The organism is Diaphorobacter sp. HDW4B (assembly GCF_011305535.1).
Classification (GTDB): domain Bacteria; phylum Pseudomonadota; class Gammaproteobacteria; order Burkholderiales; family Burkholderiaceae_C; genus Diaphorobacter_A.
In genome coordinates this window covers 2,648,004-2,673,847 of sequence record NZ_CP049905.1, presented here as the reverse complement: position 1 = coordinate 2,673,847, position 25,844 = coordinate 2,648,004, and the positions used below count along the sequence as shown (strand labels likewise).

General features: G+C 62.5%; 21 protein-coding genes and 1 pseudogene. 11 read left to right on the top strand and 11 right to left on the bottom strand.

Annotated features, from left to right (window positions below; translation table 11 throughout):
* The first annotated feature begins 19 nt into the window (after nt 1-19).
* Nucleotides 20-634: a LysE family translocator gene (locus G7048_RS12300; RefSeq protein ID WP_166068413.1), complete on the top strand. Its 615-nt coding sequence runs from the start codon at nt 20-22 to the stop codon at nt 632-634.
* A 5-nt stretch (nt 635-639) separates the two neighbouring features.
* Here the strand turns inward: G7048_RS12300 and G7048_RS12295 are convergent, their stop codons facing one another.
* From G7048_RS12295 to G7048_RS12280, 4 genes are all read right to left on the bottom strand, one after another.
* Nucleotides 640-1,446: an IclR family transcriptional regulator gene (locus G7048_RS12295; protein WP_240933261.1), complete on the bottom strand. Its 807-nt coding sequence runs from the start codon at nt 1,444-1,446 to the stop codon at nt 640-642.
* A gap of 52 nt (nt 1,447-1,498) precedes the next feature.
* Nucleotides 1,499-2,851, bottom strand: coding sequence for an MFS transporter (locus G7048_RS12290; protein WP_166068412.1), 1,353 nt, complete (start codon nt 2,849-2,851; stop codon nt 1,499-1,501).
* A gap of 180 nt (nt 2,852-3,031) precedes the next feature.
* On the bottom strand, nt 3,032-4,051 hold the full coding sequence (dmpG, locus tag G7048_RS12285) for a 4-hydroxy-2-oxovalerate aldolase (RefSeq protein WP_166068411.1): 1,020 nt from the start codon (nt 4,049-4,051) through the stop codon (nt 3,032-3,034).
* 14 nt (nt 4,052-4,065) lie between these two features.
* The gene (locus G7048_RS12280) at nt 4,066-4,959 is read right to left on the bottom strand and encodes an acetaldehyde dehydrogenase (acetylating) (protein WP_240933317.1); all 894 of its coding nucleotides are present in this window, start codon (nt 4,957-4,959) and stop codon (nt 4,066-4,068) included.
* A gap of 458 nt (nt 4,960-5,417) precedes the next feature.
* On the opposite strand from G7048_RS12280, the gene G7048_RS12275 reads away from it, so the two are divergent.
* The 4 genes from G7048_RS12275 (at nt 5,418) to G7048_RS12260 (ending at nt 9,078) form a co-directional block, all read left to right on the top strand.
* Nucleotides 5,418-7,727, top strand: coding sequence for an NADP-dependent malic enzyme (locus G7048_RS12275; protein WP_166068409.1), 2,310 nt, complete (start codon nt 5,418-5,420; stop codon nt 7,725-7,727).
* Nucleotides 7,728-7,881: 154 nt separating this feature from the next.
* Nucleotides 7,882-8,307, top strand: a complete 426-nt coding sequence (locus G7048_RS12270; RefSeq protein ID WP_166068408.1) for a ribonuclease domain-containing protein — start codon at nt 7,882-7,884, stop codon at nt 8,305-8,307.
* Nucleotides 8,308-8,449: 142 nt separating this feature from the next.
* Nucleotides 8,450-8,878, top strand: a complete 429-nt coding sequence (locus G7048_RS12265) for a barstar family protein (RefSeq protein ID WP_166068407.1) — start codon at nt 8,450-8,452, stop codon at nt 8,876-8,878.
* Between the two features lie 38 nt (nt 8,879-8,916).
* Nucleotides 8,917-9,078 carry a hypothetical protein gene (locus G7048_RS12260; RefSeq protein WP_166066183.1) on the top strand — a complete coding sequence of 54 codons (162 nt, stop codon included), beginning with the start codon at nt 8,917-8,919 and terminating at the stop codon, nt 9,076-9,078.
* A gap of 254 nt (nt 9,079-9,332) precedes the next feature.
* Here G7048_RS12260 and rsmA read toward each other — a convergent pair whose 3' ends face one another.
* From rsmA to G7048_RS12245, 3 genes are all read right to left on the bottom strand, one after another.
* A complete protein-coding gene (gene rsmA, locus G7048_RS12255) occupies nt 9,333-10,112 on the bottom strand; it encodes a 16S rRNA (adenine(1518)-N(6)/adenine(1519)-N(6))-dimethyltransferase RsmA (protein WP_166068406.1) in 780 nt (259 codons plus the stop codon).
* A 46-nt stretch (nt 10,113-10,158) separates the two neighbouring features.
* Complete coding sequence (locus tag G7048_RS12250) at nt 10,159-11,565, bottom strand: peptidylprolyl isomerase (protein ID WP_166068405.1); 1,407 nt, start codon at nt 11,563-11,565, stop codon at nt 10,159-10,161.
* 84 nt (nt 11,566-11,649) lie between these two features.
* Nucleotides 11,650-14,412 (bottom strand): LPS-assembly protein LptD, encoded by a 2,763-nt coding sequence (locus G7048_RS12245; RefSeq protein ID WP_240933260.1) that lies wholly within the window; start codon nt 14,410-14,412, stop codon nt 11,650-11,652.
* Between the two features lie 115 nt (nt 14,413-14,527).
* On the opposite strand from G7048_RS12245, the gene G7048_RS12240 reads away from it, so the two are divergent.
* From G7048_RS12240 to G7048_RS12220, 5 genes and pseudogenes are all read left to right on the top strand, one after another.
* Nucleotides 14,528-15,643 carry an aminoglycoside phosphotransferase family protein gene (locus G7048_RS12240; protein ID WP_166068404.1) on the top strand — a complete coding sequence of 372 codons (1,116 nt, stop codon included), beginning with the start codon at nt 14,528-14,530 and terminating at the stop codon, nt 15,641-15,643.
* A gap of 268 nt (nt 15,644-15,911) precedes the next feature.
* The gene (locus G7048_RS12235) at nt 15,912-16,643 is read left to right on the top strand and encodes a 16S rRNA (uracil(1498)-N(3))-methyltransferase (RefSeq protein WP_166068403.1); all 732 of its coding nucleotides are present in this window, start codon (nt 15,912-15,914) and stop codon (nt 16,641-16,643) included.
* A gap of 95 nt (nt 16,644-16,738) precedes the next feature.
* The gene (locus G7048_RS12230; protein WP_240933316.1) at nt 16,739-18,127 is read left to right on the top strand and encodes a hypothetical protein; all 1,389 of its coding nucleotides are present in this window, start codon (nt 16,739-16,741) and stop codon (nt 18,125-18,127) included.
* A pseudogene (locus G7048_RS12225) lies at nt 18,120-18,761 on the top strand (hypothetical protein); the annotation flags it as partial. The gene G7048_RS12230 and the pseudogene G7048_RS12225, both read left to right, overlap by 8 nt.
* 279 nt (nt 18,762-19,040) lie before the next feature.
* The gene (locus G7048_RS12220) at nt 19,041-21,875 is read left to right on the top strand and encodes an ATP-binding protein (protein ID WP_166068402.1); all 2,835 of its coding nucleotides are present in this window, start codon (nt 19,041-19,043) and stop codon (nt 21,873-21,875) included.
* A 27-nt stretch (nt 21,876-21,902) separates the two neighbouring features.
* On the opposite strand, the gene G7048_RS12215 is transcribed toward G7048_RS12220, so the two are convergent.
* A complete protein-coding gene (locus G7048_RS12215) occupies nt 21,903-22,238 on the bottom strand; it encodes a type II toxin-antitoxin system RelE/ParE family toxin (protein WP_240933259.1) in 336 nt (111 codons plus the stop codon).
* On the bottom strand, nt 22,238-22,543 hold the full coding sequence (locus G7048_RS12210; protein WP_166068400.1) for a type II toxin-antitoxin system Phd/YefM family antitoxin: 306 nt from the start codon (nt 22,541-22,543) through the stop codon (nt 22,238-22,240). The genes G7048_RS12215 and G7048_RS12210 overlap by 1 nt, the downstream gene beginning before the upstream one ends.
* 95 nt (nt 22,544-22,638) lie before the next feature.
* Here G7048_RS12210 and G7048_RS12205 point away from each other — a divergent pair, with 95 nt between their 5' ends.
* A complete protein-coding gene (locus tag G7048_RS12205; protein WP_166068399.1) occupies nt 22,639-23,403 on the top strand; it encodes an SOS response-associated peptidase in 765 nt (254 codons plus the stop codon).
* Between the two features lie 9 nt (nt 23,404-23,412).
* Here the strand turns inward: G7048_RS12205 and G7048_RS12200 are convergent, their stop codons facing one another.
* Nucleotides 23,413-24,294: an alpha/beta hydrolase gene (locus tag G7048_RS12200; protein WP_166068398.1), complete on the bottom strand. Its 882-nt coding sequence runs from the start codon at nt 24,292-24,294 to the stop codon at nt 23,413-23,415.
* 39 nt (nt 24,295-24,333) lie between these two features.
* Nucleotides 24,334-25,821, bottom strand: a complete 1,488-nt coding sequence (locus G7048_RS12195; RefSeq protein WP_166068397.1) for a M20 family metallopeptidase — start codon at nt 25,819-25,821, stop codon at nt 24,334-24,336.
* Nucleotides 25,822-25,844 lie beyond the last annotated feature (23 nt).

Below are 25,844 nucleotides of genomic sequence, written 5' to 3'. Positions count from 1 at the left end.
CGGATGGCTTTGCTCGATCATGAATGAATGGCTCACGGTGATCACAATCACCACCTTGGCAGTGATCAGCCCAGGACCGGACTTCGCAATGGTCTCGCGCAATTCACTGCTGCTGTCGCGCCGCGCGGGTGTGCTCACCGCTGTGGGCATCGCGCTCGGCGTGTGGGTACATGTCACCTACACACTGCTCGGTGTGGGCTTGCTCATGAAGCAGTCGCTGGTGCTTTTCAACATCGTGAAGCTGCTTGGTGCGCTCTACCTGATCTACATCGGCATACAGATGCTGCGCACACAACCTGGTGAGTTCCAGTCACAGGTCGCCACCCAGCCGCCATCGGACTGGTCCGCGCTGCGCACCGGGTTTCTCACCAATGCGCTGAACCCCAAGACAACGGTGTTCGTGGTGAGCCTGTTCATGCAGGTGGTGCAGCCTGCCACACCGATGGGCGTGCAATTGGCCTATGGCACGTTCATTTCTCTTGCGCACTTCTTGTGGTTTGCGTTGGTGGCCGGGTGCTTTTCAGCACCTGCCGTGCGACAGAGACTGATCGCCGCACGGCACTGGATCGACCGTGTGTTCGGGGCGGTGCTGGTCAGCCTTGGCGTTGCGCTGGCCCTGCACCGCAATGCCTGATTGACCTAGCTGGCCGCGCCCAACTGCACGCTGATCTTCTTGGCCACGGCCTGCACCAGCGGAATCAACTCCTTCATCCGCTCAGCATCGGTATAGGTATCGGTGCTGGTCACGCTGATCGAAGCGACGATGTCGCCGCTCGCGTCACGCACGGGCGCTCCCACGCAGCGGATGCCGTCGTTGTTTTCATCCATGTCGAAGGAGTAGCCTTTGGCCGCATAGTTGGCCATCGCGGCCAGCCATTCGTCTTCCGTGAGACGGCCGGCCAGACCTTTTTCGGCTTCCTGTTGGTAGCGCTTTTTCCATGCGGCGCGGCCGTCGTCGAGGATGAGCGCCTTGCCGACCGAGGTGCAGCACACGGGCTTGCGGCCGCCGATGCGGGTGTTGACTTCGATGGGGCGCTTGCCGCCGATCTTGTCGAGGTAGATGATGCCTTCGTCTTCATCGAGCGCGGCAAGGTGCACGGTGTCGTGTGTCTGTGCGGCGAGTTCTTCGAGAAAGGGGCGTGCGGTGACGGTGACCGGCGATTCGCGGTAGGCCATGAAGCCGAGTTCGACCAGTCGGCTGCCAAGGCGGTAGCCCTTGCGCGGCTCGAAGCGCAGATAGCGCACCTCCACCAAGGCGGATGCCAGCCGGTGTGTGGTGCTGAAGGTGATGCCGGTCTTCTCGGAGATTTCCTTGACCGTGCGGCAGCCGTCGGCGACGGCGCTCACTACTTCCAGGCCCCGAAACAAGGTCTGACTGGCGAGGGGCTTGGCGGTCTTGCTGGTGGTTGATGCTGTGTTGTCGTCGTTCATGTCGGGCACGGGCATGGGCGATGAACCGGAGCGTGCTCATCGGCACCATGCCGCATGCCTCGATTCATCAATCCAACGGTTGACCGGTGCGGTCCTTGGTGAAGCTGATGGCGATCAGCGATACCAGTGCGCAAAGCGCGATAAAGATCGCAACCGGAACATAGCTGCCATGATAGCGAGCCAACAGTGCAGTGGCGATCAGGGGCATGGGGCCGCCGACCAGTGCCGCGCCGACCTGGTAGCCCAACGAGATGCCGGTGTAGCGCACGTTGGGCGGGAAGCTTTCGGCAAAGAAGGTGCCGAGCACGGAGCCGTAGGTCGACCAGATGATCGAGAAGCCGACCACCACGGCGAGGGTGGAGATGACCGCCGAGCCTTGGTTGAGCAGCCAGAAGTACGGGCCAGCGTAGATCGCGATGGCGATCGTGCCGATGATGAACACCTTCTTGCGACCGATGCGGTCGGACAGCGCGCCGAAGTACAGCATCACTGGCACAGCGATCAGCGCGGCGATGAGCACCACGTTGAGCGCTTCCACGCGCTTGTAGCCGAGGCCCACCAGATACGAAATGGTGAAGGTGGCGAACAGGAAGAACGTGGAGGTTTCGACGAACTTCGCGCCGATGGCGATCAGCACCGGCTTCCAGTGCTTGGTGAGCGTCTCCGTGAGCGGCAGCTTCTTGGTGGCTGCGGCCGATGGATTGGCCTTGGCCTGTTCGGCGACCTTGCGGAACGAGGGTGTTTCTTCGACCTTGTTGCGAATCCACATGCCGATCATCACCAGCACGATGGACAGCACGAACGGAATGCGCCAGCCATACGACAGGAAGGCTTCTTCCGAGAACACCATGCTCAGACCCGAAGTGACGAGGTTGCCCAGCGCGAGGCCGAACAGCGCGCCGGTCTGCGGCACAGCGCCGAAGAAGCCGCGCTTGTTGGCGGGCGAGTACTCCACCGCCAGCAGCACGCCGCCGCCCCACTCACCGCCGAGCGCCAGGCCCTGCAGCAAGCGCAACAGCGTGAGCAGAATCGGCGACCACACGCCGATCTGCGCGTAGGTCGGCGTCAAGCCGATCAGCACGGTGGACAAGCCCATGATGGACAGCGTCATCACCAGCGTTTTCTTGCGGCCCACGCGGTCGCCGATGTGGGCGAAGACGATGCCGCCGATCGGGCGGATCAGGAAGGCGAGCGCGAACGAGGCGAGCGCCAGCAACTGGCTGGTGACGGGGTCGTCGGAGGGGAAAAACAGCTTGCCGAAAACGATGGACGACATGGTTCCGTAGAGGAAATAGTCGTACCACTCGATGGTGCTGCCAACGGCGCTTCCGAACAGGGCGCGGCGACGATCTGCGTCGCTGATCTGGGCTTCGGGAGCTAGGCTTTTGTGGGCCGTTTGGCCTGATTGTGTAGTAGCCATTGTGTTCACTGTCTCTTCATCATTTCACAGGCATCCGGGTGTTGGAGTGGATGCCGAACCAACCACGGCGAAAACGACAACGCGCGCCCTGCCCATCTCTTTTGATGCGCAGAACCCGTGCTGCCGTTTCAGCCGATACTAATTACCGATTGCCGACTTGCGACGGGCGTGTCGGTCCACTCAGGCGCGCTGCTTGAGGATGTCCAGCGCCACGTCGACGATCATGTCTTCCTGGCCACCGACCATGCGGCGCTTGCCCAGCTCGACCAGAATGTCCACGGTCTTCAGGTCGTACTTGGCTGCAGCCGCTTCGGAGTGGCGCAGGAACGAGCTGTAGACACCAGCATAACCAAGCGCCAGCGTTTCGCGGTCCACGCGCACGGGGCGATCCTGCAGCGGGCGCACGATGTCGTCAGCCGCATCCATCAGCTTGTACAGATCGGTGCCGTGGTTCCAACCCATGCGGTCGATGGCGGCGATGAAGGCTTCGAGCGGTGCATTGCCTGCACCCGCGCCCATGCCCGCCAAGCTGGCGTCCACGCGGTCGCAACCTTCTTCGACGGCGACGATGGAGTTCGCCACGCCAAGGCTCAGGTTGTGGTGGGCATGCATGCCGGTCTGGGTTTCTGGCTTGAGCGTGTCCTTGAACGCGCGGAATCGATCACGCACGTCGTTCATGCCCAGCGCACCGCCCGAGTCCACCACGTAGCAGCAGGTCGCGCCGTAGCTTTCCATCAGCTTGGCCTGCTCGGCCAACGCCTTGGGCGTGGTCATGTGGCTCATCATCAGAAAGCCGACGGCTTCCATGCCCAGGTGACGGGCGTATTCGATGTGCTGCCTGGACACGTCCGCTTCGGTGCAATGCGTTGCCACGCGCACCACGCGCACGCCGGCGTCGTAGGCGTTCTTCAGATCGTGAACGGTGCCAATGCCGGGCAGCAGCAGCGTGGCGATCTTGGCGTGCTTGACCACGCTGGCCACGCCTTCGATCCATTCCAGATCGGTGTGCGCGCCGAAGCCGTAGTTGAAGCTCGAACCTTGCAGGCCGTCGCCGTGAGCGACTTCGATGGAATCGACCTTGGCGTCATCGAGCGCCTTGGCGATCTGCTTGGCGTTCTCGACGCTGTACTGGTGGCGAATGGCGTGGCTGCCATCGCGCAGGGTCACGTCGGAAATGTAGATTTTCTTGTTGGGATTCATGATGTCTTGTCTCCTCAGGCAGCGACGGCTTCAGCAGCCAGCATGCGGGCGGCCATGTGTTCTGCGGTGCGCAGACCGGCGCTGGTCATGATGTCCAGATTGCCTGCGTAGGCGGGCAGATAGTGCGCGGCACCTTCGACTTCCAGGAAGATCGAGGTCTTGAGGCCAGTGAGCGCATCGCCCACGCCGGGCAGGCGCACGGGCTTGTCGATGCGGTCGAACTGCACCTTCTGCTTGAGGCGGTAACCGGGCACGTAGGACTGCACGGCGGCGGCCATCTGCTCGACGGACTTGGCGATGGCTTCCTCGTCGGCCAGCTCGCTCAGCGTGTAAACGGTGTCGCGCATGATCAATGGCGGCTCGGCCGGGTTCAGCACGATGATGGCCTTGCCCTTGGTGGCACCGCCGACGACTTCAATCGCCTTCGATGTGGTTTCGGTGAATTCGTCGATGTTGGCGCGCGTGCCGGGGCCAGCGCTCTTGCTGGAGATCGACGCGACGATTTCGCCGTAATGCACCTTGGCCACGCGCGAGACGGCGGCGACCATGGGAATCGTGGCCTGGCCACCGCAGGTGACCATGTTCACGTTCAGCGCGTCGAGGTGGTCTTCACCGTTCACGACGGGAATGCAGTAAGGGCCGATCGCCGCCGGTGTCAGGTCGATCATGCGGATGCCGGGCTTCAGGCTGCGCAGGAAGGCGTCGTTCTTGACGTGGGCACCGGCGCTGGTCGCGTCGAACACGAAATCGATGTCCTTGAACACGGGCAGGCGCGTGAGGCCTTCGACGCCTTCATGCGTGGTGGCAACGCCCATGCGCGCGGCGCGGGCCAGGCCGTCGGAATTGGGATCGATACCGACCATGGCACCCATTTCGATGTGCTTGCCGTGGCGAAGGATCTTGATCATCAAGTCCGTACCGATGTTGCCGCTACCGACGATGGCGGCCTTGAGTTTGCGTTGAGCGTTTGACACTTGACTCCTTTTTCAGAGCACAGCCCTGTGTTTTCTACGGAGGCCAAGTTTAGGGAAGTTTTTTTGAATTATCAACATATGAATGTAATTCTCATATATTGAATATAAAAATATCACACACAGCACGAATGGAGTGAATTGGGAAGGGGATTGAGAGACGGCTGCGGCAACTCCGATGCAAGCACCGACTTGGTGCTCAGGCCGCATGAAATGGCGTTTTCGCGCTACAAAAGACATTTGTCCATGCCAATTGCGCATCTAGTCATCACAACTGTTTCACTCCACAGCCAAATGACAGCCAAGCGGCCTACAATCGGCTCCCCTGTTCACGCTGACGGCTGTCTCAGGTCATTGGAATGCGCCGTCAGCATTGCCTCTGCTGGAGACTCTTGATGTCCGAGAATACGGCCCCGACCCCTGTTGATAAACGTGCCCAGTTGCGCAAGGCAGCGCTCGAATACCACGAGTTCCCCAAGCCCGGCAAGATTTCGGTCACCGCCACCAAGCAACTGATCAACCAGCACGATCTGGCATTGGCCTATTCGCCCGGCGTGGCAGCCCCTTGCGAAGAAATCGTCAAAGACCCGAATGCGGCTTTCCGCTACACCGCGCGCGGCAATCTGGTCGGCGTGATCACCAACGGCACGGCCGTGCTGGGCCTCGGCGACATTGGCGCGCTTGCGGGCAAGCCCGTCATGGAAGGCAAGGGCGTGCTGTTCAAGAAGTTCTCGGGCATCGATGTGTTCGACATCGAAATCGACGAGAAGGACCCGGACAAGCTGGTCGAAATCATCGCCGCGCTCGAACCCACCTTCGGCGGCATCAACCTGGAAGACATCAAGGCACCCGACTGCTTCATCGTCGAGCGCAAGCTGCGCGAACGCATGAAGATTCCAGTCTTCCACGACGATCAGCACGGCACGGCCATCACCGTGGGCGCGGCCATCATCAACGGCCTGAAGGTCGCGGGCAAGGACATCAAGAGCGTCAAGCTCGTGGCCTCCGGCGCGGGCGCTGCGGCGCTGGCCTGCCTCGGCCTGCTGGTCAAGCTCGGCCTGCCGCGCGAGAACATCTGGGTGACCGACATCGCCGGCGTGGTCTACAAGGGCCGCACCGAGCTGATGGACGAAGACAAGACGTTCTTCGCGCAGGAGACGACGCAGCGCACGCTGGGCGACGTGATCGACGGCGCGGACGTGTTCCTCGGCCTCTCGGCGGGCGGCGTGCTCAAGCAGGACATGGTCAAGAAGATGGCGGCCAATCCGATCATCTTCGCGCTGGCCAACCCGAACCCCGAAATCTCGCCCGAAGACGTGAAGGCCGTGCGCGACGACGCCATCATCGCGACGGGCCGCACGGACTATCCGAACCAGGTCAACAACGTCCTGTGCTTCCCCTACATCTTCCGCGGCGCGCTCGACTGCGGCGCGACCACCATCACCACCGAAATGGAAATCGCCGCCGTGTACGCGATTGCCGAGCTGGCCCAGGCCGAGCAAAGCGAAGTCGTGGCAGCGGCCTATGTGGGCGAGCAACTGGCCTTCGGTCGTGAATACCTGATCCCCAAGCCGTTCGATCCACGTCTGATGATGAAGATCGCACCGGCCGTGGCCAAGGCAGCCGCCGACAGCGGTGTCGCCCTGCGCCCGATCCAGGACATGGACGCCTACAGCGACCATCTGCAGACCTTCGTCTACGCCTCGGGCACGACGATGAAGCCGATCTTCACCGCCGCCAAGACCGCCGCCAAGAAGCGCGTGGCCTATGCCGAAGGTGAAGAAGAGCGCGTGCTGCGCGCCGCCCAGATCGTGGTGGACGAAAAAATCGCCCGCCCGACGCTGATCGGCCGTCCGTCCATCATCGCCCAGCGCGTCGAAAAATTCGGCCTGCGCCTGAGGGAAGGCGTCGATTACGACGTGGTCAACGTCGAGAACGACCACCGCTATCGCGACTTCTGGCAGAGCTACCACCGCATGACCGAGCGCAAGGGCGTGACCGCGCCCGTCGCCAAGATCGAAATGCGCCGCCGCCTGACGCTCATCGGCTCCATGCTGCTGCACAAGGGCGAAGTCGATGGTCTGATCTGCGGCACCTGGGGCCTGACCGCTCACCACCTGCAGTACATCGATCAGGTGATCGGCAAGCGCGCAGGCGTTGCCACCTACGCCTGCATGAACGGTCTGCTGCTGCCCGACCGTCAGGTGTTCCTGGTCGACACGCACGTGAACTACGACCCGACTGCCGAGCAGCTCGCCGAGATCACCGTGATGGCCGCTGAGGAAATGATGCGTTTCGGCATCAAGCCCAAGGCCGCTTTGTTGTCACATTCCAATTTCGGTTCGAGCAACCAGCCCAGCGCGGTGAAGATGCGCGAAACGCTGGAATTGCTCAAAATTCAGGCACCGTGGCTGGAAGTGGATGGCGAAATGCATGGCGACGTGGCGCTCGATCCCAAGGCCCGCGCGGCGATCATGCCCGGCAGTTCACTATCGGGAAGCGCAAACCTGTTGGTCTTGCCCAACATCGACGCCGCAAATATTTCCTACAACCTGCTCAAGACCGCAGCGGGTGGCGGCATCGCCATTGGCCCAGTGCTGCTGGGCGCATCCGAGCCGGTTCACATCCTCACGCCAAGCGCCACCGTGCGCCGCATCGTGAACATGACAGCGTTGACCGTGGCGGACGCAAACGCCGCTCGGTAATGATTTAAATCAAAGTTTGTACTAACTTTTATTATTAAATGTTGACCAAGGGAGTGCCTAAATTTTGGGCACTCCCTTGCTTTTTGTGGGTCTTTGAGTCAAACTATTGCCTCGAAATTCCGGGTAAACCCGTAGTTTCCGAAAGGTGTCGTTGATGTTGAAGGCTGTCGCCGTATCGGCGCAAAAAGCTGGCTTCAAAGCCGGTTTGGCAGGTTTGGCGTACGCTTTGCTGACTGTGTCTCTCGGGACACCTGTCGCGGCATTCGCTCGTCAAAATGCTGCAAATCCCGTATCCGCCACCATTGCTGTTGCAGAGTTGCCGCCACAAGGGCGCACTACATATGCACTGATCAAGGACGGCGGTCCCTTCGCAAACGAAAAGGACGGTTCGGTTTTTGGTAACTACGAACGCCAGCTTCCCAAAGCCCGGCGCGGTTACTACCTCGAATACACCGTCAAAACGCCTGGAGCCCGCAATCGGGGGGCTCGGCGCATCGTGTGTGGCGGACCTCCGCGCGTGCCTGACGCTTGCTACTACACCAACGACCACTACGCGAGTTTCCGAGAGATCAGGGAATAACTGTCAACTGCCACGAATCGGCCCATCCTGCAGAACGCAGAGACTTGGCGATACTTCGTTATCAGCACACAATTCCACGTTCGCCCGAAAAAATCGAAACATTCATCTTTTTGTGGATATCTAACAAGAAAGAGCAACGGAGATGGAAATGCCACTTCGTCACGATCAGGACAACACGCTGCTGCGCGGCGTGCGCCCCAATATCGTCCAGTCGATCCGAGCCTATCGCATCCAGGATCTGCAGACCGCAGCCCAGGCGATGGGCAACCACTTCCTGTACGCCAACCTGGCGCATGCACAGACCAAGCAGGACATTCTCGACCTGATCGCCCAGCAGTTCATGTTCCCGGCGCATTTCGGCAAGAACTTCGATGCGTTGTACGACTGCATGACCGACCCGCTGCACAAGTCCGGCCCACAGCCCGGCTTCATCATCGTGCTCGAACAGATCCCGACGACCCCCAAATTCGACAAGGAAGCCCGCGAGCAACTGCTCGACATCTTCCGCGACGCTGCCGAGTACTGGGCCGATCGCAAGATCTCGTTCCGCTGCTTCTATTCTTTTCTGTAGCCCGTTCTGCAACTTCAGGCCAAGTGGAACGGGCCAGCGTGGCCGAAACCGCCGTCACCCGGCGTGCCCCCGCTATTGAAATAGTAGTTGACAAGTCCTCGGGCGAAATCATGCCCACGGACAAGATCGTGGATGTCACCCCGCAGGCCCTGCGGATGAGCAGCCCCTTCAACTCCCACTACTGGCTAGCCGCCGCCTGAAGCAAAAAAGCGTCAATGCAAGCATTGACGCTTTTTTCATTTCAGCCAGCACGAGCGCAGCGAAGTGCCGACCCTTCCTCTTCCAAACTGACTTGCGGCAAGCTGTCTGAACGGAGCGCCTACGGCGCGCAGTGAGTTTTGCCGCAGGTATTCAAAGCGCGTTTTGGTTACTTTTGCGCGCAAGCAAAAGTAACTCCGCCGCCGGGCGGAACTCCCGGCCTCCGAACTCAGCCACCGGACAGGCGCAAAATCCGTCAAACCCCAGCCGCAGGCTTGATCTCCAACGCCAACCGAACATAGTCCTCCACCGGCACCTCCTCAGCCCGCCGCTGCGTATCGAACTCCCCGGTGTAACCGCGCCCTTCCAGCCAGATCCCGAGCGTATGCCGCAACTTCTTGCGCCGCTGCGAGAAGGCCACCTGCACCATCTCTTCCATCAGCTTCACGTCCACCGGCGCAGGATTGGCCTTGGGCACCATCCGCACCACCGCACTGTCCACGCGCGGAGGCGGATCAAAGCTCTCGGGCGGCACGAACAGGAAGTTCTCCATGTCGTAGCGCCACTGCAGCATCACCGACAGACGGCTGTAATCGCCCGACGACGGATCGGCCACCATGCGGTCGATCACTTCCTTTTGCAGCATGAAGTGCTGGTCCTTGATCACATCCACGTATTCGAGCAGATGGAACAGGATGGGCGTGGAGATGTTGTAGGGCAGATTGCCCACCACGCGCACCTTGGGCACGTTCATGTCCTGCACAACCTTGGCGAAATCCACCCGCAGCACGTCGGACTCGATCACCGTGAGCTGGCCATGGCCGCGCAGGCGCTGCGCCAGATCGCGGTCCAGCTCGATCACGGTGAGGTGACCCAGTCGCTCGACCAGCGGCTGCGTGAGTGCGGCAAGACCCGGGCCGATCTCGACCATGGGCTCGCCCGCCACGGGGGCGATGCCGTTCACGATGGATTCGATGATGTACGTGTCGCTCAGGAAATGCTGTCCAAAGCGCTTGCGCGGAATATGCTTGCTCATAATGAAAATTGGCAGCCGATGCTGCCAGTTGAATGCTTGATGCTGTTTATTGCGGTGGTTCGCGGAATTCCACATAGGCCCTGGAGCGGGCTTCCTGCATCCAGTTGCCGTAGGCTTCTTCGAGCTTCTTTTCGCGCACCACGTCGCGAATCATTTCACGCTGTTCACGCTGCGACAACTTGACCTCGCGGCGATCCAGCAACTGGATCAGGTGCATGCCGAAGCGCGAAAGCAGCGGCTGGCTGATCTGGCCGGGTTGCAGCGATTCGACCACCTGCTCGAACTCGGGCACATAGCGGCCAGCCCCGGCCCAGCCGAGATCACCGCCATTTTGCGCGCTGCCGTCCTGCGAATATTCGCGGGCCAGCGACTCGAAGGTCGCCTGTCCGCTCTCGATGCGGCGGCGGTAGTCTTCCAGACGCTGGGCGGCTTCCTTTTCGGACAGCTTGGCACCCATGCGCAGCAGAATGTGGCGCACATGCGATTGCACGGCGACCGACGGCACGCCAGAGAGCGAACGATCGACCACCTTGAGGATGTGGAAGCCCGCAGGCGAGCGGATCGGGCCCACCACACTGCCGACCGCCGTCTTCTGCGTGGCGTTCACGAACAGTTCGGGATAGCGGTCTGCAGGACGCAGACCCATCAGGCCACCCTGCTTGGCGTCGGCCGCATCGGACGATGCACGTGCGGTCTCGAAAAAGTCCTTGCCCCCGCGAATTTCGACGACCACCTTGTCGGCCTTGACCTTCTGCGCCTCGACCGTTTCGGCCGATGCGCCTTCGGGCACGGCGATCAGGATGTGGCCCAGATTGATTTCCGCGCTGGCCGCAGGGGCCGCACTGGAGGCGCTGCGTTGCTCGCTCAGATACTGGTCAATGTCGGTCTCGGAGACCTTGACGCGCGAATCCACTTCGCGCTCACGCAGGCGCTGCACCAGCATCTGGCTGCGCAGCTCGTCACGAAACTGCTCCTTGCTGATGCCGTCCTGCGCCAGGCGGCGGTACATGTCTTCCTCGGCGATCTTGTTTTGCTGCGCCACCGACTTCACGGCCTGCGACACGGCATAGTCATCGACCTTGAGGCCCATTTCCTTGGCGTTCTGCATCTGGATCTTCTCCATCACCAGACGCTCCAGCACCTCTTTGGACAACAGGCTTTCTGGCGGCTGGGCGGCGCCCTGTGCGGCCATCTGGGCACGCACGCGCTCCAGGCGGATCTGCACGTCGTTGTTGGTGATGGGCTCGGAATTGACCACGGCCACGATGAAATCGGCCGACCGCGTGGTGGCGCGGCCTCCTGCAGTTGCGGCGGGCAACGTCACGCTGGGTGACAGGCGTGGTGCCTGCGCCGCGCCAGAAGGACGCAGGCCCTGTGCCGAGGCCGCCTGCGGCAGCACCGCCGCCAACGTGGCGGCAGAAACGAGACCCAAAGTCAGTGCACGAATTTTCATGACATCTTCAAAAGTAAACGGGCGATTCGCGCCCCATGCGGCCGTGGCATCCAGTCACCCGTACGCCGTAGTACCGCTGCATTGTCAATCGTATTGGGAGAAACGGCTCGGCGACTCGACACCCTGATTCAGCATCTGGTAGCGCGGCACATAGCGCTGCAGGCTTTGCAGCGGGTTCGAACCCAGCGACAGACGCGAGAAGCCAAGGAATTCGACCTGGAACATCAAGCGGGTATTCGATGTCTTGAGCGAATTCTGCAGGCGCTCCAGCACTACGCGCCCCACCCAGCAGCAGCTTTCATATTCAAGGCCCACGAGGGTATCGACGAATCGGCTGTCCTTCATGCTGTAGTTCAGACGGCCCACGGTGTACCAGCGACCAGGGCCGCCCGGCGTGCGCTTTTCGACCCGGTCGCCCCACAGATCGTTGAGCGGCCATTGCCAGCCAAGATCAAGCTGCTCGCTGGCTTCGGTGATCGAGTCGGTGACCTTCTGCAGACGATAGGCCGCGCTGACCGTGCGGTACTTGCCAGGTGAGTAGCGCGCGCTAACGGTACTGCGCGTCGAGCGGCTGGTCTTGGGGTTGTACTGCACGACCGAATCGAACGCCCATTGCGGCGTCCAGTTGATGCCAGCGCCAAAGAGAATGTCTGACAGACGGTCACGCACCGGCCCCAAATTGGGCATGGTGACGTCCTGATCGGAGAAGCGCACACGCTGCGCCACGCCCAGACGCACGGCCTCGGCTCCTGTATCGGCATCGAGCAGACGCGTGGTCACGCCCAGCGTCAGCAGGTTGTTGTCGGCAATGCGGTCGTAGCCGCCATAGGCGTTTTCGGTGTAGATCGACGCAAAGTTGAAGTCGTTCGGCGCCGTATCGTAGATCGGAATCATGCTCTGATCACGATACGGCGTGTAGGTGTAGAACGCGCGCGGCTCCAGCGTCTGCAGGAAGTTGCGGCCAAAGTAGTTCGCCTCGCGCTCGAACACCAGCCCGCTGTCGAGACTGAAAGTCGGCAGCGTGCGGGTCAAATTGGTCTGCCCGTTCGCAAGCGCCGTGTCGAACTTGTAGTTCGTGGTGTTGAAGATCACCTTCGGAACTACAAAGCCTGCAGGTGCCAGAAACGGTCGGCTCAACTGCGCCGACGCGAGCGAGCGCTCTGCATTCGCCTGCCTGGTGTAGAAGCGATCGGCCTGGAACTTGGTGTAGTCGGCATCGACGCTGAAATCGAAGCCCCCCGGCATCTCCAGCGGCGCATAGCGGTAGTGCAACTGCGGCAGACGGTCATACGGCGGGACGATGGGAGACGTCACATCCTGCAGCGTCTGCCACTTGAGCGTGCGCAGCGAGACCGATTGATCGCCCCGGGTCCAGCCCAGCGACGCGTCCGCCGCCAGCAGACGCTGCGTGAGCTGCGTGCCAAGGCCAATCGGGCTGGTGCGCTGCGTAAAGTCACGCCAATAGTTGTCGTCGCTGACCCGCTTGATGTCGATGTTCAGACCCAGACCGCCAATCGGTGAGTCGATCAGGCCATTGTGCTTCCAGGCATAGGCCCAGCGGTCGCGGTCGCGCAACTGATCGCTCGGCATGTACATGCCCGACACCTGCCCCTTGTAGGTCGGCTCCAGATAACGGAACTCACCGGACACCGCAGCGCCCCGGCGCGACATCAGCATCGGGGTGATGGTGGCGTCGCGATTGGGCGCGATGTTCCAGTAATAGGGCTGTTCGTACTCGATGCCGCTGTTGCTGCTCAGGCCGATGGTCGGCGGAAGAAAGCCGGACTTGCGCTTGTCGGACAGCGGGAAGGACATCTCGGGCACGGGCAGTACCGGTATGCCCTTGAACTCCAGAATCGCATCTTCCGCCACGCCCACGTCCTCGCCGCGATCGAGCGTGATCTTGCGGGCACGCAGAATCCAGTCGGGACGCCAGCTGTCCTCGTTGGTGCGCTCGCAGGTCGTGTACGTGCTGTTGTAGATGACCGAGTTGTCGTTGTCGATGAAGTCGACGCGCGACGCCTCGCCGTGACCGCCCGTGTCGAGAAAACGATAGCGCGCGTCACTGAAAAAGCCGGAAAACGCATCGACCTTCAAGTCCAGCAGCGTGCCCTGATAGACATTGCCTGCCCGATTGATGTGCACATTGCCTTCGGCCATGGCGCGGTCTTCGGGCACGTCGTATTCCATGCGGTCGGCGCGGATCACCGTGTCGCCGCGACGCAGTTCGGCATTGCCGTCGATCACGGCCTTGATGTCCGGCTGGCCGGTCACCTGATCGCCCGAGACGAACGCCGGCAATTGCGGGCGCACGGCCGAGGGAATTTCCTCCTGCAGCATGGGCGAAGAGCGCAGCACTGGCGCTGGCAGGCCCGACTCGGCGGACAGAACTTCAGAATCTTCCGCTGGCTGGGTCGTCAGCGTGGTCTGTGCGGTGGGCGTGACAGCCGTCTTGGCAGGAGTGGCCGCCTTCACCGGCTTCTTCTTGCCGGTATCGGCGGCCTGCGCCAGTTGAGTGGTGTCGGAGGCTTGCGCGCTTGCCACGGGCACCACAGCGGATGGGGCAGAGACCGCAGCAGCAACGGTTTGCGGAGCCACGTTCGGCGCAGCGGCGGGCTGTGGAACAGTCGTCTCGAAGGCCTCGGTCACGACGGAGCCGTCCTTGGCCTTCCATTGCATGGAATTCAAATCCTGCGCCAGCACCGGGCCAGCCGCCACGCCGCAGACGGCGGCAGCCACCAGACGGGTCAGCAACCGGCGCTCGAAGCGCTGCAGGCCGCAAGCGGACACGGCTGCTCCCGCCAAGGAGGCGCTGTTGCCTGTGGCCAGGTAATCGGGAGTCTTCAAGTCGTCGGGCAGCAAAGCTAGTCAGTTCCCAAGGTGTCAGAAGGACAGCGGCGCGCGGGAGCATGCACCGGGTCATCAGCATCCGGCGGGCCGGGTTTGTAGAATCGGATTATCCATGAGCCAACCCAACCACCCCACTCAGGCGGGCACAGAAGCCCTTTCCAAAGCAGTTTCCTGGTCCGATCCGGCACGTGAGAAGCTGTTCAACCAATGGCTGGCAGCGCTGGCTCCCGCACACGGCCTGCTCGTCGATACGGTGAGCACCGCCTCCGCGGACGCGAGCTTTCGCCGCTATCTGCGTGTGCAAAGCGCCAGCGGCGCAAGTTACATCATTATGGACGCTCCTCCCGACAAGGAAGACTGCCGTCCATTCGTTCATGTTCAAAAACTGTTGCAGGAAGCCCAAGTGCTGTCGCCCCAGGCGCTTTCCTGGGACGAGCCCCACGGCTTCATGCTGATCACCGACTTCGGCGACCAGACGCTGATCGGCCTGCTCAACCCCGAACAGCCCACGCCCGCCCACGCCTGGTACCTGCAGGCGGTGGACACCCTGATCGACTGGCAGAAGGCCTCGCGCCCCGGCGTGCTGCCCGAGTACAACGACGCCCTGCTGCGCCGCGAACTGCAGCTGTTCCCCGACTGGTATCTGGGCCAGCACCGCAAGGTCGAGCTCAACGAAAAGCAGCAGGCCATGATGCAGAAGACCTTCGACACCATCATTGCCACCAATCTGGAAGCCCCACAGGTGTTTGTCCACCGCGACTACATGACCCGCAACCTGATGGTCACCGCAGACAAGCAACTCGCCGTGCTGGACTTCCAGGACGCCGTCTACGGCCCCGTGACCTACGACATCGCCAGCCTGCTGCGCGACGCCTTCATCAGCTGGGAAGAAGATTTCGTCATCGACATTACCGTCCGTTACTGGGAAAAGGCACGCCAAGCGGGCATTCTCGGAGCCAACAGCGCGAGCGGCTGGGGTGCCGACTTCGGCGACTTCTACCGCGCGGTCGACTGGATGGCCCTGCAACGCCACCTCAAGGTCGCAGGCATTTTTGCCCGCCTCACCCTGCGCGATGGCAAGCCCAAATACCTGGCCGACGCCCCTCGATTTATCGCCTACATCCGCCAGACTGCCGCGCGTTACCGCGAGTTGAAGCCACTTTTGCGACTGATCGATGAAATAGAAGGCACACAACCAGTCGTCGGCTTCGCCTACGGGCGGATGTAACCCAGAAAGCAGAAAATAAAAAATGGAACCGTGGTCTTGGACTTCAAACAGCAAGCCCCGCAGCGCGCAGGGCGCTTGAACCCCAAACCACAATGACGAGACAGGCCCTCAGGCTAGGCGTGAAGCCGCAGACAGTACTCCTGTACGGCAAGGCTTCGACAACGACGCATGAGGGCCTGTCTCGTCACCCCAAAACGAAGACTGCCAAAGCCAAGACCAGCCCCAATCCGTCAAAGCGCTGAAACCCAAAGAAAAAGCCCAGAAAGAAATGCCGCGTTTCCATTGTTCATTGCCGCTGACGATTGGTGTGGATGTCACCTTGCCTCCTACTGCGGCCCGCCACGTCCAGGTCCTGCGCCTGCAACCAGGAAATGAAATCACCCTGTTCGACGGGCGCGGCGGCGAATACACCGCCACCGTCACCCGCATGGGCCGCAGCGACGTGGACGTGCATGTCGATTCGCACCTCCCCACCGAGCGCGAAGCGCCAGTCGCCGTCCACCTGATCAGCGGCATGCCCGCCAACGAGCGCATGGATTGGCTGGTCGAAAAAGCCACCGAACTGGGCGCGGCGAGCGTTCAGCCCCTGGCGGCGGCACGCAGCGTCATCAAGCTATCGGGCGAGCGCGCCGACAAGCGCAAGGAGCGCTGGCAAGCGATTGCGATTTCCGCCTGCGAACAATGCGGCCGCAACCGCGTGCCCGATATCCACAGCCCCGCGTCGCTCGCCGAATGGCTGGCCAAGAAACAGCCCGCCGAGGCGCTGGCACCTGGTGCCGTGCGCGTGGTGCTGTCGCTGCGCGAAGGCAATCGCCCACTGCGCGAGCTGGCTGCTGGTGCCAAGGACGTCTGGATTCTGCACGGCCCCGAAGGCGGGCTGACGCAGGAGGAAGAAGACGCCGCCATTGACGCCGGTTTTGCGCCCGCCAGCCTCGGCAACCGCGTGCTCCGCGCCGAAACCGCTGCCGTCGCATCGCTCTCCCAACTGGTTTTCTCCTGATGCGCAGTGATTTCGATTTCTCCTCCGCTGCCGTAGCGGAGGCGGCTTCCGACATTCCGGGAGAAAACCTTGTTGCGGGCAGCAACGTCGGCGTGATGGCCGATTTTTTCCGCGACGCCGACGCTGCTGCCGACTCGCCGCTGCTGTGGAATCTCACCCGCCAGCCCCAGCTCACCCATGCATTGAGCGGCCTGTTTCACGGCAATGCGGCACTGGTGCAATTGCGCGTCTGGGTGTTTCTGCAACTGGCCGCGCAGGGCAACGCGCAACTGCCGCGCGAGCACATCGACGAGCTGTTCCACGCGCTGCGCCCCGAGGCGCTGGAAACCGTGCTCAAGCGTTTTCGCGACGTGGGTCTGCTGGTCTGGGACGAAAGCCAGCGCAGCTACTCCTTGCCGTCCGTCGCCCAGCGCGTGGCCGCGATGCTCGCGCCGCTGGCGAACGAGGCCGCAACGACGGGCGGCAACGATGATGACGACGACAGCGCCGAACTCGCCGCCCTGCTCGGCCAGGTGGTGGGTGCCAACCAGCTTGGCTCGGTCGATGCGGGTCAGGTCAAACTGCTGCACGCGCAGCTTGCGCGTCTGCATGGCGAGTTTGCCGATGCGATTGCCAGCGGCTCGGAATTCCGCCTGCGCGAAGCACGCAAGCGCTACGACCGCGCGACCACGTTGATCGACCGGGCCTCCGAAGCCATCACTGCCATCATCTCCAACGCGCACGGTCACATTGCGCTGGAACGCGCCGCGCGCGGCATGGGGCAGGCGCAGTCGCGGCTGCTCGCGATGGCGAGTCAGTTCAACCGCGCACTTCAGCAGATGGACCGCCAGCGCGTAACGCTGGGCACCACCGGCATCACCAGCACCGACGTGAAGCGCTGGCTGCAATCCGCGCCCGACCTGCACGCATTGATGGACGGGGCCATCGGCATGACCACGTCGCTCGCCACGCTGGCGCAGCACGAACTGCTGGACGTGACCGAAGCCGAATTCGAGCGCGACCGCCCTGCTCCGCTGCAGGAAGAAGCGCTGCCCGATTCGCAGGAAGCGCCCGAAGGCTCGCTCAAGGCCGTGGCGCTGCCCAAGGAATTGGAAGACCTCAACATGCTGCTCGCTGCCTGGAACGTCGAAGGTGCCGACAGCGCACGCACGGTGGTCGATGCGCTGCTCGGCAGCAACCCGGCCGATGCGCGCTATGCGCAGATTGCCTACCGCGCGCAGCTCATGCCGCTGCTCGGCGACCCGCAGGCCGAGGTGCTGCCCGGCGCGACCGGCGAATTCGCGCGTCAGCCGTGGCGAGTGCAATGGCTTGCCACGCAAAGGCGCATCAAGCACCCGCAGGTGGAACTGTTGAGCCAAGGCACGCTGGTGCCCGCCAGCGCGCTGGTCGACATCACCGAAGCAAGCACAGAAGCAAGCATTGAAAGAGCGCCGGACGACAAGCCCGCGATCAAGGAAACGAAGAAGAAACAACGCCATGGATGACGCCGCATTGTTGATTGCCGAGCTGCTGGCTCGCCGCTGGTTGCCGCGCAACCACCCGCGTGTGAAGCGCGCACTCGTGGACGCCGAACTGTTCGCGCAGATCGAACAGCGCCTGGCCCAATCGGGCCTGCGTTTCATGGACAGCATCTATGCCGACCACGTCAGCATTGCGCTGCTGCCTGCCGCGCAGAACAGCGTGCTGGGCGAAGCTGGTCTGAGCACCAACAACAACATCGACCTGCCGCGTGACGCACAGGCCCTGCTGGTGGTGCTGTGGGCGCTGATCGTGCTGCCCAAACGCGAGCGCCAGACCAGCCGCATGGACGAGCCCGAAGTCGGCCAGAACGACATGTTCCCCGGAGCCAAGCCGATGCCCGTCGCGCGGCTCGTGAGCCCCATGATTTCGTACAAGGCGCTGCTCGAAGACTACGGTCAGCAGCTTGGCAAAAAGATGCGGCTCGATGGCAATCTCAAGCTGCTGGAACGCCACGGCTTCATCACACGCCGACAGGATGAAATCGGCGAAGGCCCGCTGCTTGATGTGCTGCTCGACTACGACGTGCTCGCGCCGCGCATTCTGGATGGCGCTCTGGCCAATGTGCTTGCACGCGAAAAAGTGCAGAAGGAAGCCGAGGAAGCTGCGCAGAAGAACGCCGTCGTCGTCGAACCCGCGCCAACGCCACAAGCAGCTTCAGCACCTGCGATGGAAGCAGCGCCGCAAGTTGCGACCACCGTCGTTCAGCACACACCGCCCGCTCCTGCTGCGCACGCCACCCACGGCCCGTCCTACGAGCAATCGGTGACCGAGCCGCCGCCCGAGCCCGATGTGCTGGACACCATGGAAGCCGCCATCGACGATCTCGACGACGAGCGCGCCGCCACCAAACCAAGTCCCGGGGAGTTCTGACGCGCCATGTTCCATCTGCAGACTCTGGAGCTCGTTCACTGGGACTACTGCCAGCGCGTGGCGGTGCCGCTGGACGCCTCCATCATCACCATCGCGGGACCGAACGGATCAGGCAAGACCACGCTGCTGGACGCCATGCGCACGCTGCTCGGTCTGCGCTGCTCGTCCCCGCGCGACTACAAGACCTACGCACGCCACGCGGGCGCGCAGACCGCCTGGCTGCGCGCCGTGGTGGACAACCGCGCGCAAAGCCGCCAGACATCGAGCCGCCCATTCGCACGCCGGTTGATCTACAGCGATCAGGTCACGCTGGTCTGCCGCATCGACAAGAACGGCGGTGACTGGCAGCGCCGCTACTGCCTCGTCGAAGGCGACGTGAGCATCGAACAACTGCGTGAGATGCCCGAGAAGGACCTCGGCTTCATGGGCGTGGAAAACTGGGGACGTGTGCTCTCTGGCGCAGGACTGTCGCCCGCGATTGCGCGCGTGCTCTCGCTCGAACAGGGGCAGACCGACCGGCTCTGCGAGTTCAGCCCGCGTGAATTGCTGCGCCTCGTGTTCGATGTGTTCGGCGATCAGGAGGTGCTGGACGCGTATGAAAAAGCGCGCGGTCATCAACAGGAACTCGCACGCGAAATGGCGCAGGCCGAGCATGAGCTCGACCACAGCCGCGCCCAGCTCACCGAGCTGGCCAACCGCGTGAACAACTACAAGACCTGGCGCATGCGTCTGGCCGAACGCGAACGACTGGCGACCGAGGTCGTGCCGGTGCTTGCCTGGTGGAGCGAGCGCGAAACGCTGACCAAGCAATCGCGCGAACTGCGCAGGCACAAGGCGCAGCACCGCAACGCGCTGGCCGACATCGCCGTGCAGAACAAGCGCCTGCTGAGCCTGCTCGAAGAAAGCGCCGCGTCCGAACAAAAGGCCGAGCAACTGCGCGTGGAGCGTGATCAGGCGCGCGCGGCCTTCGACACTGCGCAGCGCCATGAAGCGCCGCTCGAAAAAATCACGCAACGCGAGCAGGAGCTGCTCGCGCTGGTGGACAAGGGCAGCAATGCCGACGAGCTGCAGGCGCACCTCACAGAGTTGCAGGCCAAGGAAGCCGATCTGCTGGAACAGCGCTCGTCGCTGCAGCAACGCCGCAAGGCCGCGCAGGAAGCCTTGAACGCTCTGGAAGGCCAGACCCTGCCGCCGATGCCCCCCGAGGTGCTGAAATTCCGCCGCGCGTTGAACGGCGCGGGCATCGCGCATCAACTGGTGGCCGAGGTCGTCGAAGTACTCGACGAAAAATGGCGTCACGCCATCGAAGGCGTGCTGCGCGGCCACCGCTGGGTGGTGCTGCTCGACAAAGAAAAGGATCTTGCCGAAGCCTACGAACTCGGCGAGCGCGAGCGCTATCGCCACTACATCGTCGAGCCCGGCTCGGCCGCAGGCAAAGGCGATGCGGGCACGCTGCTCGAACATGTGAAGTTCACCGCGCCCGTGCCGCGCTGGCTGGCGCAGCAGTTGCAGCAACTGCGCTGCGTGGCCAACCCCAGCGAAGGCAAGCGCCTGGGCGGCACATGGATCACGCCGCAGGCCTACATGCACGATGGGCGCGGTGCGCGCTCGATGTGGGTGGATGCGCACGAACACCAGTTCGGCGCTGCCGCTGTGCAGGCCCGACGCTCCGCCGCCGAAAAGGACGTCGCGCGCATCGACGCACAGCTCGCGCCCGTGCACGAAGAAGTCATGGCGATCAAGCGCCAGATCACCGACACGCGCCGCGCTTTGGAAGGCCACAGCGCCGCCGAAGAACTCGCGCGCCGCAGCGACGAACTCGCCGAGGCCCGCGCCGCACTTCCCGCCGCCAAACAAGCACGCGTGGCCGCCGCATCGCGCTGGCAGCAGCTCGAAACCGACACCACGCGCGCGCACGATCGCCATCGCGCGTTTGTCGAAGAACACAAACGCGTCGAACGAGATCTGCAGCGCGCACGCGGCGAATCCGAACGCGCAGCGCAGGACTGGACCTCGCGCCGCAAGCAGCAACTAGGCAACGTGGCACGCAGCCAGTCGCAGCGCTCGCAGTTCCCCGCGCGCTGGATTGCACCCGCCAAGATCGACACGTTGGTCGACGAATACATCAACGAAGTGCAGGCCAAGCTGCGCCTGCATTCCGTCGAACAGGAACTCGAACAAAGCTCCTGGGAAACCGACGACACGGTCGAAGAACGCCACCGCCGCATGGATGTGACGGTGCGCGAGCAATCGACCAGCCTCGACGATCACAAGGTCAAGAACATTCAGGCCGGAACGGCTGTGCTCAACGCACGAGAGAGCTACATCGAAGTGCTGCGCAGCACCGTTCGCCGCTACCGCAAGAACATCCAGGAGCTGGGAAGCCTTGCGGGCGTCGAAGTGGCGGCCGACCTGCCGCTGCTCGAAAACGACGACATCGTGCTTTCCCAGGCAGGCCTCAAGGTGAACTTCGCGTTTGACGGCAAGGGCACGATCGGCCTGAACGACGGCGAAGCATCGGGCGGCCAACAGGTGATCAAGTCGCTGATCCTGCTGGTCGGCCTGCTCAAGGACGAAGAAAGCGGCTCGGGTGGCTTCGTGTTCATCGACGAACCTTTTGCTCACCTCGACGTGCGCAACATCCAGCTCGTCGGCCACTTTTTGCGTTCCACACGCGCGCAATATGTGCTCACCACGCCGATCACGCACAACCTCGAAGTGTTCGAACCCGCAGAGATCACGCTCGTCACCAACAAGAAACCCAAGGGCAGCCGCTGGGCACCACCGATTGCGGTGGCCAAGCGGCGCGGGGTGCCGGAGCTGGGTGAACTGCCAGCCTGAGTCCGTCTGATTGTGAAGTGACTCACCTCACGCGGCAAACAGCCTGCGGGTGAGCACTTCCTGCATATTGCGCCTGCCATCGACGATCAGATAGATGACGACCTGCTCGCCGAGGACGCGATAGATCAATCGATAGGGCTTGAAGAAGACCTGCCGGTATTCCTTGATTCCGAGAGCCAGCAGCTCTTTGGGAAAGCTGCCTCGCTCGGGCGAATGCAGGAGGCTGTCCGCCATTTTCATCAGTTGATCGAGCACGCGATTTGCGTTGGCGACGCAGTCGAATTCGGCGATGTAGTCGTAGATACCTTCCAAATCCGCTTCTGCTCCTGCCGTGAGCAGCACCTCCAGACGACGCGCGCCCATCACGCACGCATTTTGCGTTCACGAGAGGCGGGCGTGGCTGCATGTTTGGCACGCAGGCGCGCGGCCACATCCGCAACGGGTTTCACGCGGCCCGCCTGCACGTCTTCATTGCCAAGAGCCAGCACCTTCAGGAGCGCCAATGTCTCCTGCGTCTGCTCGTAGGAAGCGACATCCTGCAGGACCGCCTTGGCTTCACCGTTCTGGGTGATGACCAGAGGCTCGCGCTTTTCGGCCAGCTCGATCAGCACCTGAGCGGCATTGGCCTTGAGAAAGCTGATGGGTTTGACTTGGGTGGAGTAACGCATGGACTGAATATAGTCCTTTAAAAGTCGAGACACCATGACGAGTTGCAAAAACCCGTACACACCAGTTTCACGCCCAGCCCAAGTACCATCCCGCCATGAGCACCCTATTCGAAGCCATCAAAGATGCTGAACTTTTTCGCACCGCGTTCCGTGTGGAGCCGCCTGCGGAGCTGAGCGAGCGGCAGGTCACGCCGCGCAAGCCTGCCTTTTTCATTGCACGCACGCTGGACGCGGCCACCGATGCTGAGAACGCCGAGCGCAAGGCTGCGGCTGTCGCGGCCGGTGAAGAACCTGCTCCCCACGCGCGCCTGCTGGTGCCTGCGCAGTTCGGTCTGGTTCCGCATTGGGCGAAGTCGGCGTCGGATGGTCAACTGCGTGCGGTGAAGCTTGTGAACGTGAAATCGGACAACGCATCCACCGGCACGGCGTTTCGCGATGCGTGGCTGAACAACCAGCGCTGCATCGTGCCGATGATGGCGTTCTTCACCGACGACTACCGCAACGGCAAGCCGCAATCGACCCGCATCGCGCGCGTGGATGGACTGCCCATGGGCGTGGCCGGGGTGTGGGCGCGCTGGCGCAATGCGGAAGATGGGTCGGAGCTGCTGAGCTTTGCGATCATCACCATCAACGCGAATGCGCACGGTTTGATGAACCGCTATCACGCGCCGGGCGCGGAAAAGAACATGCCAGCGATTCTGAATGAAGGCGCTTACGACGCGTGGCTCAACGCGCGCGCATCGCAGGCCAAGGAGTTTCTGCGCCCTTATCCAGCGCAGAAGCTGCTCGCCAATCCGGTCGAGAAGAAGGGGCGCAAGGACGCGCTCGGTTTGGGGATGACGATCCGCAATCCGCGCTGATCCGTCCCATCAACGCGGCTGGGCGGGAAAGCGCTCGTCCAGCCAGGCCAGCAGTTCGGCATAGACGGGCTCGGCATGCAGCTCGTTGAAGATCTCATGGTAGAGATCGCCGAACTCTTTGGATCGCACCACATCGGCAGGCGCTTTCGCGGCAAATGCGCGACTGCCCGCTGGTGCGACGAGCTTGTCCTGACCGGCCCACATCAGCAGCGTCGGCACGGTCCACTCCGCAGCCTTGGCGACGGTAGCGGGGCCCGCGTCGGCAATGAATCGCCCGAGCCGCGCGCTCACATATCGGTGCACCAGTGGATCGGCACGATAAGCGTCGATCACCGACACATCATGCGTGAGGTATTCGAGCGGCAGACCATTGCTGACCCGCAGGTTGGGCACGACGTGCGGCAGCGTGGAAACAAGCGCCTTCTGCACCGCGCTCAAGCCCGGATCGAGGGCCGGAGACGACAGCACCAAGCCATGCACACGCGCGCGTTTTTCGGCGATGAAATTCGCAGCGACCAATCCGCCAAAGCTGTGCCCGAGCAGTATCAATGGCATGTCGAGCGACATGCCGCTGATGGTCTGGTTGAGCACATGGGCGAGATCGACGGTGAAGCGCTTGGCATGGTCCATACCGCCACGCGCGCCTTGTGATTCACCATGGCCGTATTGGTCATACGAACGCACGCAAAATCCTACCTCCACAAGCCGCGAAGCCAATCGCTGATGGCGAGCGGAATGCTCGCCCAGCCCATGCACGATCAGCACCATGCCACGCGCGGGCGCAGGTGGCAAAACCCAGTCGCGCACCGCCAGCCGCGCACCACCGCTTTCGGTGAACCAAACGGAAGAGGGGCTTGCCTCGACACCAGCTGCGACGTTTGCTGCGACCATGCGGGGCTCCGTTGAAGTGGGGCGGAAAGTGGTACGGAATCAGCCGACCGATGGCGGCATGCTGGCGATCACTTGCGCGACCGCTGCGGTGAGTTTCTTCGCATACGGCACATGCAGGAATTCGTTGGGGCCATGCGCGTTGCTCTTGGGACCGAGCACGCCGCAGACCATCATCTGCGCGGTCGGGAAGCCCTTGCTCAGCATGTTCATCAACGGGATCGTGCCGCCTTGGCCGATGTAGCCGCAATCCGCGCCAAAGTGCGCGTTGCTGGCTGCGTTCAGCGCGTTTTCAAACCATGGATCGATGCTGGGCGCGTTCCAGCCGCTGGCAGCACCATCTGGCTTGAAGGTGACCTTGGCCTGATACGGCGCGTTGTCTTCAAGCAGCGTCTTGAGTTCGTCGAGGCAGGCCACGGCATCCACCAGCGGTGGCAGGCGCAGGCTGAGCTTGAAGGCGCTGTAGGGACGCAGCACATTGCCCGCATCCTTGAGCGCGGGGAATCCTTCGGCGCCAGTCACGCTCAGCGTCGGCTCCCAAGTGCGCTTGAGCAAGGCTTGCAGCGGATCGGTCGTGGTCGGCAGCGCGAAGGTGGTGGCACCGCCGCAGTCGTAGTGCGCCCACGGAAAGCGCTTGTACAACTCGTCGCCCAGAATCTGCGCCGTGGCACCGGCTTGCTGCATGCGGTCTGCAGGGACTTCGCAATGGAAACTTTGCGGCAACAGGTGACCGGTTTTGCTGTCTTCCAGACGGTCGAGCACCATGCGCATGATGCGGAAGGAAGACGGCACGAGGCCCGACGAATCGCCCGAATGCACGCCTTCGGTGAGGATTTCGACCTTGAGCGTGCCGCTTGCCATGCCGCGCAGGCTGGTGGTGAGCCAGAGCTGGTCGTAGTTGCCCGCGCCGGAGTCGAGGCAGATCACGAGACCCACATCGCCCAAGCGCGTTTTCAGCAGATCGACATAGGGCAGCAGGTCGGCGGAGCCGCTTTCCTCGCAGGTTTCGATGAGGCCGACGATGCGCGGATGCATGACGTTCTGGCGCTTGAGTTCCTGCACCGCGGCGATGCTGGCGTAGACCGCATAACCATCGTCCGCGCCGCCACGGCCGTAGAGCTTGCCGTCTTCGTACTTGGGCGTCCACGGGCCGAGGTCGTTGCGCCAGCCTTCGAATTCGGGTTGCTTGTCGAGGTGGCCGTACATCAGCACGGTCTGCGCCGATGCGTTGTTCGCGCCCGGCTGCGTGCCCGGCACTTCAAAGAAGATGACCGGCGTGCGGCCTGGCAGGCGCACGACTTCGAGCTTCAGGCCCTCGACCTTCTGCGCCTCGGCCCACGAGGCCGCGTTGCGCACCACGGTGTCGATGAAGCCGAGCTTTTCCCAGTCCGGCGCAAAGCCCGGCGACTTGGCGGGAATAGCGATGTAGTCGGTGAGCTGACGGACGATGTCGTCGTTCCATTGCTTGCTGATGTGCGAGAGCGCATCTGCAGACTGCAGCAGATGGTCGGCGGGTGTGCGGGCGTTCATGTGGCGGCTCCTGAAATCTGGCG

What these genes read in the sequence shown, in the direction of transcription:
- G7048_RS12300 (WP_166068413.1), top strand. Translation starts at nt 20, where the DNA reads ATGAATGAATGGCTCACGGTGATCACAATCACCACCTTGGCAGTGATC.
- G7048_RS12295 (WP_240933261.1), bottom strand. Translation starts at nt 1,446, where the DNA reads ATGCCCGTGCCCGACATGAACGACGACAACACAGCATCAACCACCAGC.
- G7048_RS12290 (WP_166068412.1), bottom strand. Translation starts at nt 2,851, where the DNA reads ATGGCTACTACACAATCAGGCCAAACGGCCCACAAAAGCCTAGCTCCC.
- dmpG (WP_166068411.1), bottom strand. Translation starts at nt 4,051, where the DNA reads ATGAATCCCAACAAGAAAATCTACATTTCCGACGTGACCCTGCGCGAT.
- G7048_RS12280 (WP_240933317.1), bottom strand. Translation starts at nt 4,959, where the DNA reads ATGATCAAGATCCTTCGCCACGGCAAGCACATCGAAATGGGTGCCATG.
- G7048_RS12275 (WP_166068409.1), top strand. Translation starts at nt 5,418, where the DNA reads ATGTCCGAGAATACGGCCCCGACCCCTGTTGATAAACGTGCCCAGTTG.
- G7048_RS12270 (WP_166068408.1), top strand. Translation starts at nt 7,882, where the DNA reads ATGTTGAAGGCTGTCGCCGTATCGGCGCAAAAAGCTGGCTTCAAAGCC.
- G7048_RS12265 (WP_166068407.1), top strand. Translation starts at nt 8,450, where the DNA reads ATGGAAATGCCACTTCGTCACGATCAGGACAACACGCTGCTGCGCGGC.
- rsmA (WP_166068406.1), bottom strand. Translation starts at nt 10,112, where the DNA reads ATGAGCAAGCATATTCCGCGCAAGCGCTTTGGACAGCATTTCCTGAGC.
- G7048_RS12250 (WP_166068405.1), bottom strand. Translation starts at nt 11,565, where the DNA reads ATGAAAATTCGTGCACTGACTTTGGGTCTCGTTTCTGCCGCCACGTTG.
- G7048_RS12240 (WP_166068404.1), top strand. Translation starts at nt 14,528, where the DNA reads ATGAGCCAACCCAACCACCCCACTCAGGCGGGCACAGAAGCCCTTTCC.
- G7048_RS12235 (WP_166068403.1), top strand. Translation starts at nt 15,912, where the DNA reads ATGCCGCGTTTCCATTGTTCATTGCCGCTGACGATTGGTGTGGATGTC.
- G7048_RS12230 (WP_240933316.1), top strand. Translation starts at nt 16,739, where the DNA reads ATGGCCGATTTTTTCCGCGACGCCGACGCTGCTGCCGACTCGCCGCTG.
- G7048_RS12220 (WP_166068402.1), top strand. Translation starts at nt 19,041, where the DNA reads ATGTTCCATCTGCAGACTCTGGAGCTCGTTCACTGGGACTACTGCCAG.
- G7048_RS12215 (WP_240933259.1), bottom strand. Translation starts at nt 22,238, where the DNA reads ATGGGCGCGCGTCGTCTGGAGGTGCTGCTCACGGCAGGAGCAGAAGCG.
- G7048_RS12210 (WP_166068400.1), bottom strand. Translation starts at nt 22,543, where the DNA reads ATGCGTTACTCCACCCAAGTCAAACCCATCAGCTTTCTCAAGGCCAAT.
- G7048_RS12205 (WP_166068399.1), top strand. Translation starts at nt 22,639, where the DNA reads ATGAGCACCCTATTCGAAGCCATCAAAGATGCTGAACTTTTTCGCACC.
- G7048_RS12200 (WP_166068398.1), bottom strand. Translation starts at nt 24,294, where the DNA reads ATGGTCGCAGCAAACGTCGCAGCTGGTGTCGAGGCAAGCCCCTCTTCC.
- G7048_RS12195 (WP_166068397.1), bottom strand. Translation starts at nt 25,821, where the DNA reads ATGAACGCCCGCACACCCGCCGACCATCTGCTGCAGTCTGCAGATGCG.